The 15,041-nt window shown below is 67.9% G+C and carries 15 protein-coding genes; 7 read left to right on the plus strand and 8 right to left on the minus strand.

Features of this window, described 5'->3' with window-relative positions:
• Window positions 1-41: 41 nt before the first annotated feature.
• The gene (locus ACT6UX_RS08485) at window positions 42-1,280 is read left to right on the plus strand and encodes a CaiB/BaiF CoA transferase family protein (protein ID WP_444774714.1); all 1,239 of its coding nucleotides are present in this window, start codon (window positions 42-44) and stop codon (window positions 1,278-1,280) included.
• Window positions 1,277-2,170: an HpcH/HpaI aldolase/citrate lyase family protein gene (locus ACT6UX_RS08490; protein ID WP_444774715.1), complete on the plus strand. Its 894-nt coding sequence runs from the start codon at window positions 1,277-1,279 to the stop codon at window positions 2,168-2,170. Before ACT6UX_RS08485 ends, ACT6UX_RS08490 begins: the two co-directional genes overlap by 4 nt.
• Before the next feature lie 25 nt (window positions 2,171-2,195).
• Here ACT6UX_RS08490 and ACT6UX_RS08495 read toward each other — a convergent pair whose 3' ends face one another.
• Genes ACT6UX_RS08495 through petA form a run of 3 tightly spaced genes read right to left on the minus strand, consistent with a single transcriptional unit; the run spans window position 2,196 to window position 4,843 of the window.
• Entirely contained in the window at window positions 2,196-2,993 is a 798-nt protein-coding gene (locus ACT6UX_RS08495; RefSeq protein WP_444774716.1) for a cytochrome c1, read from the minus strand.
• 5 nt (window positions 2,994-2,998) lie between these two features.
• A complete protein-coding gene (locus ACT6UX_RS08500) occupies window positions 2,999-4,234 on the minus strand; it encodes a cytochrome b (RefSeq protein WP_444774717.1) in 1,236 nt (411 codons plus the stop codon).
• 42 nt (window positions 4,235-4,276) lie between these two features.
• Window positions 4,277-4,843: a ubiquinol-cytochrome c reductase iron-sulfur subunit gene (gene petA / locus ACT6UX_RS08505; protein ID WP_444774718.1), complete on the minus strand. Its 567-nt coding sequence runs from the start codon at window positions 4,841-4,843 to the stop codon at window positions 4,277-4,279.
• A 159-nt stretch (window positions 4,844-5,002) separates the two neighbouring features.
• Between petA and ACT6UX_RS08510 the strand changes: the two genes are divergently transcribed.
• Both ACT6UX_RS08510 and hemF read left to right on the plus strand, forming a co-directional pair.
• On the plus strand, window positions 5,003-5,461 hold the full coding sequence (locus ACT6UX_RS08510; RefSeq protein ID WP_444774719.1) for a tRNA (cytidine(34)-2'-O)-methyltransferase: 459 nt from the start codon (window positions 5,003-5,005) through the stop codon (window positions 5,459-5,461).
• Window positions 5,458-6,384: an oxygen-dependent coproporphyrinogen oxidase gene (gene hemF, locus ACT6UX_RS08515; RefSeq protein WP_444774720.1), complete on the plus strand. Its 927-nt coding sequence runs from the start codon at window positions 5,458-5,460 to the stop codon at window positions 6,382-6,384. The genes ACT6UX_RS08510 and hemF overlap by 4 nt, the downstream gene beginning before the upstream one ends.
• Before the next feature lie 184 nt (window positions 6,385-6,568).
• Here the strand turns inward: hemF and ACT6UX_RS08520 are convergent, their stop codons facing one another.
• From ACT6UX_RS08520 to ACT6UX_RS08540, 5 genes are read right to left on the minus strand one after another with little or no spacing between them, the layout of a single operon-like run.
• On the minus strand, window positions 6,569-7,717 hold the full coding sequence (locus ACT6UX_RS08520; RefSeq protein WP_444774959.1) for an AAA family ATPase: 1,149 nt from the start codon (window positions 7,715-7,717) through the stop codon (window positions 6,569-6,571).
• 24 nt (window positions 7,718-7,741) lie between these two features.
• Window positions 7,742-8,146: a hypothetical protein gene (locus tag ACT6UX_RS08525; RefSeq protein ID WP_444774721.1), complete on the minus strand. Its 405-nt coding sequence runs from the start codon at window positions 8,144-8,146 to the stop codon at window positions 7,742-7,744.
• Window positions 8,143-9,357, minus strand: a complete 1,215-nt coding sequence (locus tag ACT6UX_RS08530; protein ID WP_444774722.1) for a CCA tRNA nucleotidyltransferase — start codon at window positions 9,355-9,357, stop codon at window positions 8,143-8,145. The genes ACT6UX_RS08525 and ACT6UX_RS08530 overlap by 4 nt, the downstream gene beginning before the upstream one ends.
• Window positions 9,354-9,587, minus strand: coding sequence for a hypothetical protein (locus tag ACT6UX_RS08535; RefSeq protein ID WP_444774723.1), 234 nt, complete (start codon window positions 9,585-9,587; stop codon window positions 9,354-9,356). Before ACT6UX_RS08535 ends, ACT6UX_RS08530 begins: the two co-directional genes overlap by 4 nt.
• Before the next feature lie 18 nt (window positions 9,588-9,605).
• Window positions 9,606-10,166, minus strand: a complete 561-nt coding sequence (locus ACT6UX_RS08540) for a CoA pyrophosphatase (protein ID WP_444774724.1) — start codon at window positions 10,164-10,166, stop codon at window positions 9,606-9,608.
• Between the two features lie 132 nt (window positions 10,167-10,298).
• Between ACT6UX_RS08540 and ACT6UX_RS08545 the strand changes: the two genes are divergently transcribed.
• The 3 genes from ACT6UX_RS08545 to ACT6UX_RS08555 are packed head-to-tail and all read left to right on the plus strand — an operon-like array spanning window position 10,299 to window position 15,039.
• Window positions 10,299-11,312, plus strand: a complete 1,014-nt coding sequence (locus ACT6UX_RS08545) for an AAA family ATPase (RefSeq protein ID WP_422008622.1) — start codon at window positions 10,299-10,301, stop codon at window positions 11,310-11,312.
• Between the two features lie 33 nt (window positions 11,313-11,345).
• Window positions 11,346-12,242 (plus strand): DUF58 domain-containing protein, encoded by an 897-nt coding sequence (locus tag ACT6UX_RS08550; protein WP_444774725.1) that lies wholly within the window; start codon window positions 11,346-11,348, stop codon window positions 12,240-12,242.
• A gap of 4 nt (window positions 12,243-12,246) precedes the next feature.
• Window positions 12,247-15,039, plus strand: coding sequence for a DUF4159 domain-containing protein (locus ACT6UX_RS08555; protein WP_444774726.1), 2,793 nt, complete (start codon window positions 12,247-12,249; stop codon window positions 15,037-15,039).
• Window positions 15,040-15,041 lie beyond the last annotated feature (2 nt).

Below are 15,041 nucleotides of genomic sequence, written 5' to 3' on the forward strand. Positions count from 1 at the left end.
GGTCCCTCGCTGCGCTCGGGATGACAGGATTTTCGTTGAACATGGCTGAGAAACGTCCCGCCAAGAAATCCTTCACGCCCGGCGCGCGCGGCCCTCTGAACGGGGTCCGCGTCGTCGACCTGTCGCGACTCGTCGCCGGCAACGTGCTGACCCTGCAGCTCGCCGACTTCGGCGCCGAGGTCATCAAGATCGAACCGCCGGAAGGCGACACGCTGCGCTCGTGGCGGGTCAAGGGTGTCGAGACGGCGTGGAAGGTCTACAGCCGCAACAAGAAGAGCGTCGCCCTCGACCTGCGCTCAGACGCCGGCCGCACGATCGTGCGCGAACTGACGAAGACCGCCGCCATCCTGGTCGAGAGCTTTCGGCCGGGCGTCATGGAAGACATGGGCCTGTCACCGGCCGAGCTGCATGCGATCAACCCGAAGCTGGTGATCCTGCGCATCTCCGGCTGGGGCCAGGACGGACGCTACCGCCACAAGCCGGGCTTCGGCACGCTGATCGAGGGCTATAGCGGCTTCGCCTCGATGAACGGCTTCGCCGATCGCGAGCCGGTCCTGCCGCCGATGTATCTCGCCGACTGCATGGCCGCCCTGAACGGCTACGGCGCCGTGATGGTGGCGTTGCGCGAGGTCGAGATCAACGGCGGCAAAGGCCAGGTGCTCGACCTGCCGCTGTTCGATCCGCTCTTCTCCATGCTGGGACCGCAGGCCGCCAACCACAGGCTGACCGGCGAGGTGAAAGTGCGCACCGGCAGCCGCTCGACCAATGCAGCGCCCCGCAACGTCTACCAGACGAAGGACGGTAGCTGGGTGTGCCTGTCGGCCTCGACGCAGGGCATGGCGATGCGCGTGCTCGCCAAGATCGGCCGGCCGGAGTTGGCGGACGACCCGCGCTTCTCGACCAACATCGAGCGCGTGCGCAATGGGGTCGAGCTCGACCGGATCATCGGCGAATTCATCGCCGCCCGCGATCTCGACGAGAACCTGCGCTATTTCGACGAGGCCGGCGTCACCATCGGCCCGGTCTACGACATCTCCCAGATCGTGCAGGACGACTATGTGCTGGAGCGCGAATCGCTGATCGAGATCGAGGATACGGACATGGGCGAACTGCCGACCCATCCGGTCGTGCCGCGCATGTCCGGCACGCCAGGCGCACTGAAGAGCGCCGCACCCAGGGTCGGCGAGCACAACGAGGCCCTGCTGAAGCCGATGCTGGGCGCGGAGGAGTACGACAAGCTCTGCGCGTCGGGCGCGATCTCTACGGGAAAGAAGAAGTGAACCGGCCCCTCCCGCCCGTTTGGCGCTCGATCCTCTACGTGCCGGGCAACGTCCCCAAGTTCATCGACAAGGCCCACGAGCGCGGCGCCGATTGCGTGCTGGTCGATCTCGAGGACAGCGTGCAGCCGGCGCAGAAGCCGGAAGCCCGCGCGATGCTGCCGGAGACCATGAAGAAGGTGGCGCGCGGGGGCGCCGACGTGGCGGTGCGCATCAACCGGCCGCTGCGGCTGGCGATCCCCGACATCGAGGCGGCGGTACGGCCCGGCCTCTCGGCCCTGTTCGTCACCAAGACCGAGGGCGTGCAGCATCTGCGCCTGCTCGACGAGGTGGTGAGCGAACTGGAGCGCGAGCGCGGCATGCCGGTGGGCAGCGTCGGCTTCGCCGCCATGATCGAGCATCCGCGCGCGCTCACGGAGTTGAACGACATCGCCGAGCGCGGTCCTCGCGTCATCGCCATGATGCTGGGCGGCGAGGATTTCGCACTGGAAACCGGCTCGGTGCCGGGCGACGAGACGCTCGAACTGCCCAAGCGCATGGTCGCTTTCGCGGCGCAAGCGCATGGCGTGCCGGTGCTCGGCATTCTGGGAACGGTCGCGGACTATTCCGACCCTGCCGCCTACAGGAAGAGCGCCGAACGGGCGCGCCGCTTCGGCTTCTCCGGCGGGACCTGCATCCATCCCGGGCTTGTTGCCAGCCTGAACGAAGCCTTCATGCCGACGGCCGAGGAAGTCGCCTACGCGCGGAAACTGATCGCGGCCGACGAAAAAGCCGCGGCTGAGGGCCGCGGCTCGTTCTCGGTGGATGGCAAGATGATCGACATCCCGGTGATCGTTCGCGCCCGCCGGCTCATCCAGCGGCACGAAGCGATCGAGCGCCGCCTCAAGAGATAACTTGCTGGGGGCGCGCCCCCAGCACTCAGTGCTTGTCGGCCCACACCATGCGCTTCACGGCGTACATCAGGCCCGCGAGAGCGATCAGGAACAGGATGACGCGAACGCCGGTGCGCTTGCGGTCTTCCATGTGCGGCTCGGAAGCCCAGGCCAGGAACTCGGTGACATCGGAGGCTTCCTGGTCGAGCGTGGCCTTGGTGCCGTCGGCATAGGTCACCTTGTCGTCGCTGAGCGGCGGCGCCATGGCGATCTTGTGGCCCGGGAAGTACTTGTTGAAGTTGTCGTCCTTCTTGACGTCGAACTCCTTGATCTGCTCGGGCGTCAGCTTGTCGTACGGCACGTAACCCGTGAGGATTCCGTAGATGTAGTCGGGACCGAACTCGCGCGCCTTGACGATGACGCTGAGGTCGGGCGGAGCCTTGCCGTTGTTGGCGGCGGCCGCGGCGGCCTCGTTGGGGAACGGCTTGCGGAAGCGATCGGACGGGCGGGCCGGCCGGTCGACCACCGCACCCTCGTCGTTGAGATCGGAGACGGAGATGTCCTTGATCAGGCCCTTGACCTGGTTCTCGGTCAGGCCGAGGTCGGTCAGGTTGCGATAGGACATCAGCGACAGCGAATGGCAGGCCGCGCAGACTTCCTGGTAAACCTGGAAGCCCCGCTGGGCCGCAGCGCGATCGTAGGTGCCGAACGGGCCCTGGAAGTGCCAGTGCTTGTGCGGCGGATGCTCGGTCCCGCCGGCCGCGATGGCGACGGTGCCGGTGGCGAAGGCCGCCAGCGCGATGGCGCCGGAGACCAGGAGATTGCGGGCGAAAGGCTTGCGCATGGCTCTTAGACCGCCTTCTTCTTGAGCACCGAGTCGGCGATGCTGGGAGGCAATGGCAACGGCCGTTCGATCTTGCCCAGGATCGGCAGCAGGACGAGGAAGTGCGCGAAGTAGTAGAGGGTCGCGAGCTGCGACAGCGGCACCCAGAAGCCTTCCGGCGGCTTGGAACCGCAGATGCCCAGGACGATCACGTCGACCACCAGGAACATCATGAACCACTTGTAGATCGGCCGGAACGTGCACGACCGGACGCGCGAGGTGTCGAGCCACGGCAGGATGAACAGCACCGCGATGGCGCCGAACATCGCCAGCACGCCGCCCAGCTTGTCGGGAATGGCGCGCAGGATCGCGTAGAACGGCAGGAAGTACCATTCCGGCACGATGTGCGCCGGCGTGACCAGCGGGTTGGCCGGAATGTAGTTGTCCGGGTGGCCCATGTAGTCCGGCGCGAAGAAGACGAACACGGAGAAGACGATCAGGAAGCACACGACGCCGAAGCCGTCCTTCATCGTGTAGTACGGATGGAACGGGACGGTGTCCTGCGGGCCCTTCGGGTCGATGCCGGTCGGGTTGTTCGAGCCATGGATGTGCAGCGCCACGACGTGCAGCGCCACGACAGCCACGATGATGAAGGGCAGCAGGTAGTGCAGCGCGAAGAAGCGGTTGAGCGTCGGATTGTCGACGGCGAAGCCGCCCCACAGCCAGGTGACGATCGATTCGCCGACGATCGGAATGGCCGAGAACAGGTTGGTGATGACGGTGGCGCCCCAGAAGCTCATCTGGCCCCACGGCAGCACGTAGCCCATGAAGGCCGTCGCCATCATCAGCAGGAAGATGACCACGCCCAGGATCCACAGCAGCTCACGCGGCGCCTTGTAGGAGCCGTAGTACATGCCGCGGAAGATATGGACGTAGACGGCGATGAAGAAGAACGACGCGCCGTTCATGTGCAGGTCGCGGATCAGCCAGCCCTGCGGCACGTCACGGTCGATGCGCTCGACGGCGTCGAAGGCCATCAGCACGTGCGGCGTGTAGTTGGTCGCGAGCACGATGCCGGTGGCGATCATGAGGACCAGCATCACCGTGGCGATCGCGCCGAAGTTCCAGAAATAGTTGAAATTCCGTGGCGTCGGGAACGTATGATATTCCTTCTCGATATACGAGAAGATCGGCAGGCGGTGATCGACCCAGGCGATCACCTTGTTATTGAAGACCGGCGGCGTGCCGTGTGACGAGGCCATTCTGGAACTCCAGCGAGATCTGAGGCGGACGACCTGGGTCGATCAGCCGATGCGAACGAGCGAGTCGGAAGTGAACAGGTAGTCCGGAATCACGAGATTCTTCGGCGCCGGTCCTTTGCGGATGCGGCCTGCCGTGTCGTAGCTCGAGCCGTGGCAGGGGCAGAACCAGCCGCCGAACTCGCCCTTGGGGTCGCCCGGCTTGTTGCCGAGCGGCACGCAGCCCAGATGGGTGCAGACGCCGATCATGATCAGCCACTCGGGGCGGACCTTCTTGGCGGTGTCGGTGACACGCGCATTGTCGGTCTGCGGATCGGGCAGCTGCGACATCGGCACCGCCTCCGCTTCCTTGATCTCGGCCTCGGTGCGGTGCCGGATGAATACCGGCTTGCCGCGCCACTTCACGGTCACCGCCTGGCCGACCGCGATCGGCGTGACGTTCACCTCGATGGTCGACAAAGCCAGCGTGTCCGCGGCGGGGTTGAGGTTATTGATGAAGGGCCACGCGACGGCCGCGGCGCCGACGGCGCCAAGAGCGCCCGTCGCAACCATCAGGAAGTCGCGCCGAGTCGGGTCGCCGTGTCCGTGTGCCGATGTGCTTGAAGCAGCCATGATTACTCTCTTCCGTCCCCCCGAGGAGATTGGCGGGTATATAGCCGGGAAAGCCCCTTTTGTTTCAAGGCTCTGTTGGTCGCAGGCGCGATGCGCGGCATTCTGTGACAGCGTGCCGCATAAAGAGCCTTCCGCGACGCGGACCGGAGTAGAAAGTTCATGCGCCTGGCACTGTTTCAGCCCGATATCCCTCAAAATCTTGGGGCTTTCATCCGCCTGTCGGCCGGGCTCGGCGTGCCGCTCGACGTCATCGAGCCCTGCGGTTTTCCGGTGGACGACAAGCGGATTCGCCGGGCGGCCATGGACTACTACGACCTGGCGGCCCTCGTCCGGCACGCTTCCTGGGCCGCTTTCTGCCGTGACCGGCCCCCCGGACGGCTGGTTCTGCTGACCACGGCGGGGGCGGAGCGTCTGCCGGAGGCCACCTTCCGGCCCGACGATATCCTTCTGATGGGCCGGGAGAGCGCCGGCGTGCCGGCGGAGGTCCATGCGGCGGCCGATCTGCGGGTCCGGATCCCGCTCCAGCCTGGGGCAAGGTCGCTCAATGTCGCCCTGGCCGCGGCGATGGTATTGAGCGAGGCCCTCCGCCAGACCTCGGGATTCGAAAAGCTCGCATGACCGCCAAGCCCGCCCGCACCGCCACCGGCCCCAACGGCCCCTCGCCCCTGCCCGACGAGGCGACCATCGCCCGCCGCAAGGAAGAGGCCGCCACTTGGTTCGCGGGTCTCCGCGACCGCATCTGCGCCGCCTTCGAAAGCCTCGAGGACGATCTGCAGGGCACCCACCGCGACCGCGCGCCCGGCCGCTTCGAGCGCAAGGATTGGGAACGCGACAGGGGAGAGAATGGCGAGGACCGCGGCGGCGGCACCATGTCGTTGATGCGCGGCCGCGTGTTCGAGAAGGTCGGGGTCAACATCTCGACCGTGTTCGGCGAGTTCAGCCCCGAGTTCCGCAGCCAGATCCCCGGCGCCCAGCAGGACCCGCGCTTCTTCGCGGCCGGCATCTCGCTGGTCGCGCACATGCAGTCGCCCAAGGTGCCGGCGGTGCACATGAACACGCGCTACATCGTCACGACGCGCAGCTGGTTCGGCGGCGGCGCCGACCTGACGCCGATGGTGCCGCACGAACCCGACACGCGCGACTTCCACGCCGCGTTCCGCGCGACCTGCGACGCGCACGATCCCGCCTACCATCCGAACTTCAAGGCCTGGTGCGACGAGTATTTCTTCCTGCCCCATCGGGGCGAGCCGCGCGGCATCGGCGGCATCTTCTACGACTATCTCGACAGCGGCGATCATGCGCGCGACTTCGCCTTCACGCGCGCCGTCGGCGAGACCTTCCTCGACGTCTACCCGAAACTGGTGCGGCGTCACATGGACGAGCCGTGGACCGAGGCTGAGCGCGCACACCAGCTCGCGCGCCGCGGCCGCTACGTCGAGTTCAACCTGCTGCACGATCGCGGCACCCGCTTCGGCCTGATGACCGGCGGCAATGTCGAGGCGATCCTGATGTCCCTGCCGCCCGAGGTGCGGTGGCCCTGACGGGCCGTCGAATTGGGGAGTCCCGCGAGTAAACGAAATATTCGAAATAAACGAAACAATCGAAGCGAGAGTCGCACCCCTGGATCTGGCCGCGGCGACCCTTGACGGGCCAAGGTTGCTCGCCAGTCCTTTTGAAAAACCTGCTCCGACAGCCTGCCGGAACAACACCGTCGTCTCGCCCGGATTACCGGCTCGGCCAGGTCCACATCGGCCGGTCCTCGTCCAGGGCAACGGTTTCGCCCAGCTCCTTCGCCAGGGTGATCCGTCGCCCGCCGGCCTTGGTGAGCGCGGAGACGAGGCGTTCGGCGTGGGAGACCACGATGATCTGCGATCGCTTGGCCGCATCGGCGATGAGCCGGGCGAGCGGCGCCAGCAGGTCGGGATGGAGACTGGTTTCGGGCTCGTTCAGGATCATGAGCGAGGGCGGCCGCGGCGACAGCAGGGCGGCGACCAGCAGCAGATAGCGCAACGTTCCATCCGACAGTTCGGTGGCCTTCAACGGCCGCAGCAGCCCCTGCTGGACCATCTCCACTTCGAAGTAGCCGTCACTCACTGCGACGTCGACCGAACCGCCGGGAAAGGCGTCGGCAACGGCCGCCTCGAGTTGCCCCTCGATGCCGATCTCCTGGATGGTGGCGATCGCCGCCGCCAGATCCGATCCGTCGCCCGCCAGCACGGGGGTGCGCGTGCCGACCTGGCGGCGGCGGGCCGGCGCGTCGCTGTCGGTGCGGAAGTGGTCGTAGAAGCGCCAGTCGCGCAATTGCTCGCGCATCGACAGCAGCTCGGCGCCATCCTCGGGATTGGCGCAATGGGTCAGCATGCTGTCGAACGGCTGCAGGCGCGTATAGGCCTGCCGGCGCTCGCCGTTGAGATCCCGCAGCGTGACCGACGGGCCATGGCGTTCGGCGAAGGCGTTGGCGCGCTGCAGGACCAGGCCGGTCCAGAGCGTCTCGGTCTTGATCACCGGATCGCGGCCGAACAGGCCGCCCGGGACCGGCAGGCCGAGGTCGATCGCATAGCCGTAGGACTCGGAGGCAAAACCCAGCTTCAGGCTGATCGTCGATTTACGCACCGTGCCCTGAACCGGCTGGTCGCCGCGCTTCATGCCGCGCGAGAACTGCTCGGGCCCCGCCCACAGCACGGAGGAGATACCGCCTTCGAGCGCCAGCGACTGGATGATCCGTCCCTGCGCGACATCGGCCAGCAGCCGCAGGGCGCGATAGAGGCTCGACTTGCCGCTGCCGTTGGCGCCCGTGACGACCGTCAGCGGCTCGATCTCCAGCCGGACGTCGCGCAGCGAGCGGTAACCGGAGATGCACAGCCGCGCGACGATACTCATCCTGGGCTCATCCCGGGCTCATCGATGCCGGGCCAGCGCCCAGCCGACCAGCAGCGGCGACGCGAACAACACGAGCAGCAGAAGCGGATAAGGGGCACCCCACCAGATGCCAAACCGGTCGAGGAAGGCTTCGGCACCCTCCTCATAGGCCAGACGGGCATAGAGGAAGTCGACCAGCGCCGTGGAGGTCGGCCACAGCAGCGCCGCCAGCAGGGCCGCTTCGAACCACTGGCTGCCCATGGTGCGCCGCGCATGGAAGATCGCCATCATCATGACGTAGGGCATCGGTACCAGCGCCTTGTACCATTCGACCGCGCGCACCGAGAGCGTGGCCGCGATCCAGGTGTCGCCCACGAAATCGTTCAGCACGACAAGGATCGCGATCGCCATCCAAAGTGAGAAGGTGACGCCGGGACGGATCATTGAGCCGTCCTCGCCAGCCGCTCGAGTTCGGCCAGGCAGGCGGTGCGATCGGCCGCGAAGTCGCCGTCGATCCACCAGCGTTCGACCGTCTCGATCAACGCACCGACCTTCGGCCCCGGCTTGAGGCCGAGCTTCAGCGCATCGCCGCCGCTCACCGGCAGCTCGGGCGGCGTCCAGGAGCGCGCCATGGCGAGCGCCGCGCGCCAGTCGCCCGGCGCATCGACCGCGAGCAGGAGACGGTCGGCGTAGAGATTGCCGCCCAGCGCATAGATCTGCGCGCGCCACGCCTTCGCGCCGCCGGCCACCTCGATGACGGGATCGGCCGCCAGCATGACCTCGAGCCGCAACGATTCCTGCGTCGAAAGTCTCAGGCGCTTGCCGATCACCATGGCATCGGCGCCCGCGGCGAGGATCGATGCCAGGCGACGTAGCGGGTCAGGCCGGTCTTCGCGTGCGATCAATGCCCGCAGCCGCGCCGTGCCGTCGCATTCGGGCAGCCAGTGATCGAGGATGGCGGCCTCGCGCATGGCGGCCACCGTATCGGCCGGCGCCGGCGCGGCGAGCAGGCGCAGAAGTTCCTTGCGCACCCTCTCGCCCGACAGGCCGCGCAGGCTGCCGGCATTGCGACGGCAGGCCTCGAAGCCGGCCGCATCGAACGGCGCTTTTCCAAACCACGTATGGAAGCGGAAGAAGCGCAGGATGCGCAGCCGATCCTCGGCGATGCGCAGGTCCGGGTCGCCGATGAAGCGCACGCGCGCTTCGGCAAGGTCGGTCCGGCCGTCGAACGGATCGTAGAGCGTACCGTCGAGGTCGGCGTAGAGCGCGTTGAAGGTGAAGTCGCGCCGGCTGGCATCCTCCAGCCAGTCGTCGGTGAAGGCCACGACCGCATGCCGGCCATCGGTCTCGACGTCGCGGCGCAGCGTGGTGAGTTCGTACGGCGCGCCGGCGATCACCGCCGTCACGGTGCCGTGCTTCAATCCGGTCGGCACGACCTTGATCCGGGCCGCCTTGAGGGCGAGCATCACGGTCTCCGGTGGCTTGTCGACCGCGAGATCGGGTTCGTTGGTGAGCGGTTCGCCGCGCACGGCATCGCGCACCCACCCGCCGACGAAGCGCGCGGCGATGCCCGAACCGGCTAGCGCGTCGAACAGCGTACGGACCGCCGTGTCGTCCGACCACGGCACCACGTCGAGACGACCAACGGGCTTCATGATGCGAAGAGGCCGCCGTATCCCTGATCCTGGGTGAAGAACATGACCAGGAAGCCCATGATCGCGCAGGCGAAACCGGCGATGCCGAGCCACGTCATCGGCATGTCCTGCCAGGACGGAAGCGTGCCGGCGATCTTGCGCTCCTCCTTGATCTTGACCGCCCACGCCCAGAGGAAGAACGCGCAGAAGGGCACGAGCACGAGGACGAGGATCAGGAGAACGACACGCATGAAAACTCCCGGTCTGCGTCAAGGGTTGGTGGTCAGGGTGAAGTAGAGGTTCTTCAGCATACCCGCCGTGGCGCCCCAGATGTAACGCTCGCCGTAAGGCATTGCATAGTAACGCCGCTCGCGGCCTTGCCAGACCCTGCTGTCGATACGGTGATTGCGCTCGTCGAGGAAGTGATCGAGCGGCACTTCGAAGACATCGGCGACCTCGCGCGGATCCGCACGCATCGTGAATCCGGGTGTGACGATGCCCACGATCGGCGTGATCTGATAGCCCGTGCCCGTCCTGTAGAGATCGAGCGGTCCCACGACGTCGATGAAGTCGCGGGTCAGGCCGACCTCCTCCTCCGTTTCGCGCAGCGCCGTCGCCGTGGCATCGATGTCCTCGGCCTGACGGCGACCGCCGGGAAAGGCGATCTGGCCCGCATGGCTCGGCATGTCCTCGGTCCGCTGGGTCAGCAGAACCGTGATTCCCGTCTCGCGCCGGATCAGCGGCATGAGCACGGAGGCAGGGCGCCACACTTCGGGCATCGCCCCGACACCGTTCAGTGAGAAGTCGCTGCCGATCGGCGGCGACGCCACGGGCAATCCGGATGCCAAACGCCTGCTGCGCTCCGCCACCCGCCGCACAATTTCGTCAACCCTCATGCCCTTGTTCCGGCCTCAATTCTGGGCTTCCCTCAATCATATTCCCTCGACGACAGGAGCGCCCTGGTGGCCCCCGATACATCGACTGCTACCGACGCCGACGCGCAGGCCGCCCTTGCCGACATCGAAAGGCTGGGCGGGCAACTTCGCGCCGCCCGCACCTCCATCGGCAAGGTCATATATGGCCAGCAGGACGTGATCGATCAAACGCTGGTTGCGCTTCTCTCGGGCGGCCATCTTCTGCTGATCGGCGTTCCGGGTCTCGCCAAGACCAAGCTGGTGGACACGCTGGGTGTCGTGCTTGGCATGGAAGCCAAGCGCATCCAGTTCACGCCCGACCTGATGCCGGCCGACATCCTGGGCTCGGAGATCCTCGAGGAAGGCGAAGGCGGCCGCCGCTCCTTCCGCTTCCTGCAGGGTCCGGTCTTCGCCCAGCTGCTGATGGCCGACGAAATCAACCGCGCCAGCCCGCGCACCCAGTCGGCGCTGCTGCAATCGATGCAGGAGCGGCACGTGACGGTGGCCGGCAAGCGCTACGACCTGCCGACGCCCTTCCATGTGCTGGCGACCCAGAACCCGCTGGAGCAGGAAGGCACCTATCCGCTTCCGGAAGCCCAGCTCGACCGCTTCCTGCTGCAGGTCGATGTCGGTTACCCCGATGAAGAGGCCGAGCGCCAGATCATGATCGGCACCACCGGCGCCGAGCAGGCTGTCGCCACGCAGGCCCTTTCGCCGGGCGACCTGATGGCCGCCCAGGCCCTGGTGCGTCGCCTGCCGATCGGCGAAAGCGTCGTCGATGCCATCCTGAAGCTGGTCCGTGCCGGCCGTCCCGAGCACACCGACCTCGATGTCGTTCGCCAGCGCGTTGCCTGGGGCCCCGGCCCGCGGGCCAGCCAGGCCTTCATGCTGGCCTGCCGTGCCCGCGCGATCATCCAGGGCCGGCTCGCGCCGTCGGTCGACGATGTCGTGGCGCTGGCCGGTCCGATCCTGCGCCACCGCATGGCCGTCAATTTCTCTGCCCGCGCCGAAGGCGTAACCGTCGAGTCCGTCATCGCCCAGATGTGCGCCCGCCTTGGGTAACCGTCTGGCCTAGGCATTGCACTGCGGGTGTTCATGGCTGCGCCTTCAACCCTTCATCGATCGCTCGAACTCGCCGGCACGCTGCCCGCCCTGATGGTGGCCGCCGATCGCGTGGCCGCGACCGTCATCCAGGGCGTGCACGGCCGTCGCCGCGTCGGCCAGGGCGATGCCTTCTGGCAGTACCGGCCCTATCGCGACGGCGACAGCGCGAGCCAGATCGACTGGCGCCAGAGCGCACGCAGCCGCAACCTCTTCGTCCGTGAGACCGAGTGGGAGGCCGCTGCCAGCATCTGGCTGTGGCGCGATGCCTCGCCCTCGATGCAATACGCCTCGCTCAAGAACACCGACACCAAGGCGCTGCGCGCCGAGCTGATCACGCTCGCGGTGGCCAGCCTGCTGGCCGACGCCGGCGAGCGCGTGGCCATCCTGGGCGGCGGCATGCGTCCCGCCTCCGGCCGCGTCGCCGTGCGTCGTGTCGCCGAGACCCTGCTGGACGAGAGCCGCGACAGCAGCCGCACGCCCGCCAGCCTGCCGCCGATGGTGCCGCTCCCGGCCCATGGCACGGTCGTTCTGGTGTCCGACTGGCTCGATCCGCTGGAGAAGATCGAGGAGATCATCCGCTACTATGCCAGCGTCGGCGTGCGCGGCCATCTCGTGCAGATCCTAGATCCCGCCGAGGAAGAGCTGCCGTTCGACGGCCATGTGAAGTTCGAGGGCCTCGAATCCGAGGGCCAGCACACGGTCCGTCGCGTCGAAGCGGTGCGCGCCGCCTATGGCGCCCGGCTCGCCGCCCAGAAGGAAGGCCTGCAGCGCCTGACGCGACCGGCCAACTGGACGGTGCATCTGCATCGCACCGATCGCTCGCCCCAGACCGTCCTCCTTTCGCTCTATCTCGCCATGGCCAATCTCGGCCGGCTGAACGCGGCCTGATGACATGCTGAGTCTCGGCGCGTTCGCCTTCGCTGCCCCCGGCATGCTGGCCCTGCTGGTGGCCCTGCCGGCGATCTATTTTCTGCTGCGGCTGATCCCGCCGCTGCCCAAGCTCGTGCGTTTCCCGGCGATCCGGCTGCTGGTCGGGCTGGAGCCGCCCGAGCAGACGCCGATGAAAATGCCGTGGTGGCTGCTGCTGCTGCGGCTCCTGCTGGCGACGGCGCTGATCCTGGCGGTCGCCCGGCCGCTGCTGAACCCGCAGGCCGATCTGCCGGGTCGCGGGCCGCTTCTGCTGGTGATCGACGATGGCTGGTCGAGCGCCCCGGGCTGGGCGACGCGGACCGCCCACGCCGAGCGCCTGATTCAGCGCGCCGAACGCGCCAATCGCCCGGTCGTGCTGGTCGGCACCGCGCCGGCGCCGCTCGATGCGCCCGCCGTGCGCCGCGGCGCCATGCGTCCCGACGAGGCGCGCACCCTGCTGCGCGCCTTCCGCCCCAAGCCCTGGCCGACCGACCGCGCCGCGGCCGCGACCGCCATCGACCAGATGCAGGTCGACGCCGGCACCTACGCGGTCTGGCTGAGCGACGGACTCGAGGACGAGGGCGCGACGCGCCTCGCGGAGCGCCTGCGCCGCTTCGACGGGCTGCAGGTCCTGCTGCCCGATCAGGCGACGACGCCGCTGCTCCTCCTGCCCCCGGCCGCCGAGGGTCGCGACCTCAAGGTGCGGGCGCTGCGCGCCGAGGCCGACGGGCCGCGCAAGGCCGCGGTCCAGGCTTCCGACGAACAGGGCCGGGTCGTGGCCCGCATCGATCTCGACTTCGCCGCGACCGCCACCCAGGGCGAAGGCATGCTCTCGATCCCGGCCGAGCTGCGCAACCGCATGGCCCGCCTCGACATCGAGGCCCAGGGCGGCGCCGGCAGCACGATCCTGCTCGACGAGCGCCATCGCCGCCGTCCGGTGGCGATCCTCGGCGAGCGCGCCACGGCGGGCAATCAGCCGCTGCTGCAGGAAATCTACTTCCTCGAACGCGCGCTCGATCCCTATGTGAGCCTGAGCATCGGCGATCGCGAATCGGTGCTGACGCGCAACACGGCGGTGCTGTTGATCCCCGATGGTTCCGCGCCGTCGGCCAACGACCGCGAGGAAATCGCCAAGTGGATCGAGCGCGGCGGCATTGCCGTGCGCTTTGCCGGCCCCAATCTCGCCGCCGGCGCCGACAATCTGGTGCCGACGAAGTTGCGCCTGGGCGATCGCGCCCTGGGCGGCATCATGAGCTGGGGCCAGCCCAGCGCACTCGCGGAGTTCCCGCCCAACAGCCCCTTCCTCGGCATCCCGGTTCCGAAGGACGTGCGCATCTCGCAGCAGGTGCTGGCGGAGCCCACGCCCGACCTCGCCGACAAGACCTGGGCGCGCCTGGCCGACGGCACGCCGCTGGTCACCGCCGAGAAGCGCGGCCAGGGCTATCTCGTGCTGATCCACACCACCGCCAACACCGGTTGGAGCAACCTGTCCCTGTCGGGCCTGTTCGTGAACATGCTGCAACGCCTGGTCACGCTCTCGCGCGGCGTCGCGGGCGACGGCGTCAACAAGGCTCTGAAGCCATGGCGCACGCTCGACGGCTTCGGCCGGCTGGGCGCGCCGCCCGCTGGCATCCAGATTCTGCCGGCCGATGCCGCCGAGACGTTCCAGCCCAAACCCTCTTCCCCGCCGGGCCTCTATGGCGACGAGAACGCCCAGGTGGCCTTCAACATCGGCGGCCGCATCGCCGCGCCCAAGCCACTCGTCCTGCCGAGCGGCGTGGCGACCGACCGGCTGTCCGAGGCCGGCGAGACCGACCTGTCCAAATGGTTCCTGCTGGCCGCGCTCGTGCTGCTGCTGGCCGATCTGCTGATCTCGCTGTGGCTGCGCGGCCTGCTGCCGAAGGCGATCCGGTTCGGACGCGCGGCACCTGCGGCGCTGTTCCTCGCCGCTCTCGTCTTCACGGGTTCGCCCGACGCCCAGGCGCAGCAGCCCCCGGCAGCGCCCCAGCGTCCCGGCGCGGTGGCAACGCCGCCGGCCAAGCCCGGCCCGCCGCCGCTCACCGACGAGCAGGCGCTGAAAGGCTCGCTCGACATCCGCCTCGCCTACATCATCACCGGCGACAAGGAAGTCGACGACATCAGCAAGGCCGGCCTGGAGGGTCTGAGCGAGATCCTGCGCAGCCGCACCTCGGTCGAGCCCGCCGATCCGGTCGGCCTCGACCTCGAACGCGACGAGCCGCGCCTCTATCCGCTGATCTACTGGCCCGTGACCTCGACGCAGCCGGCACTATCGCCGCGCGCCCAGGCGGCGCTCGACCGCTACCTGCGCACCGGCGGCATCATCTTCATCGACACGCGCGACCAGCAGATGAGCTTCGATCGTCCGGCCGGCGGCAACCCCGACCTCAAGCGCCTTCTCGCTGGCGTCGAGACGCCGCCGCTGGTCGCCATGCCGCCGAACCACGTGCTCAGCAAGGCGTTCTACCTGCTGTCGGACATGCCGGGCCGCTGGCAGGGCGGAAAGCTCTGGATCGAGTCGGGAAGCGGTCGCGTGAATGACGGCGTGACGACCATACTGATCGGCTCCAATGACTATGCCGGCGCCTGGGCCGCCGACCAGCGCGGTCGCGGCCTGCTGCCGGTGACGCCCGGCGGCGAGACGCAGCGCGAGATGTCCTATCGCTTCGGCGTCAACCTCGTGATGCATGCGCTGACCGGCAACTACAAGGACGACCAGGTTCACCTGCAGGACATCATGCAGAGGTTGAGGCGATGAAC

This window comes from Reyranella sp., from assembly GCF_052439685.1.
GTDB lineage: Bacteria > Pseudomonadota > Alphaproteobacteria > Reyranellales > Reyranellaceae > Reyranella.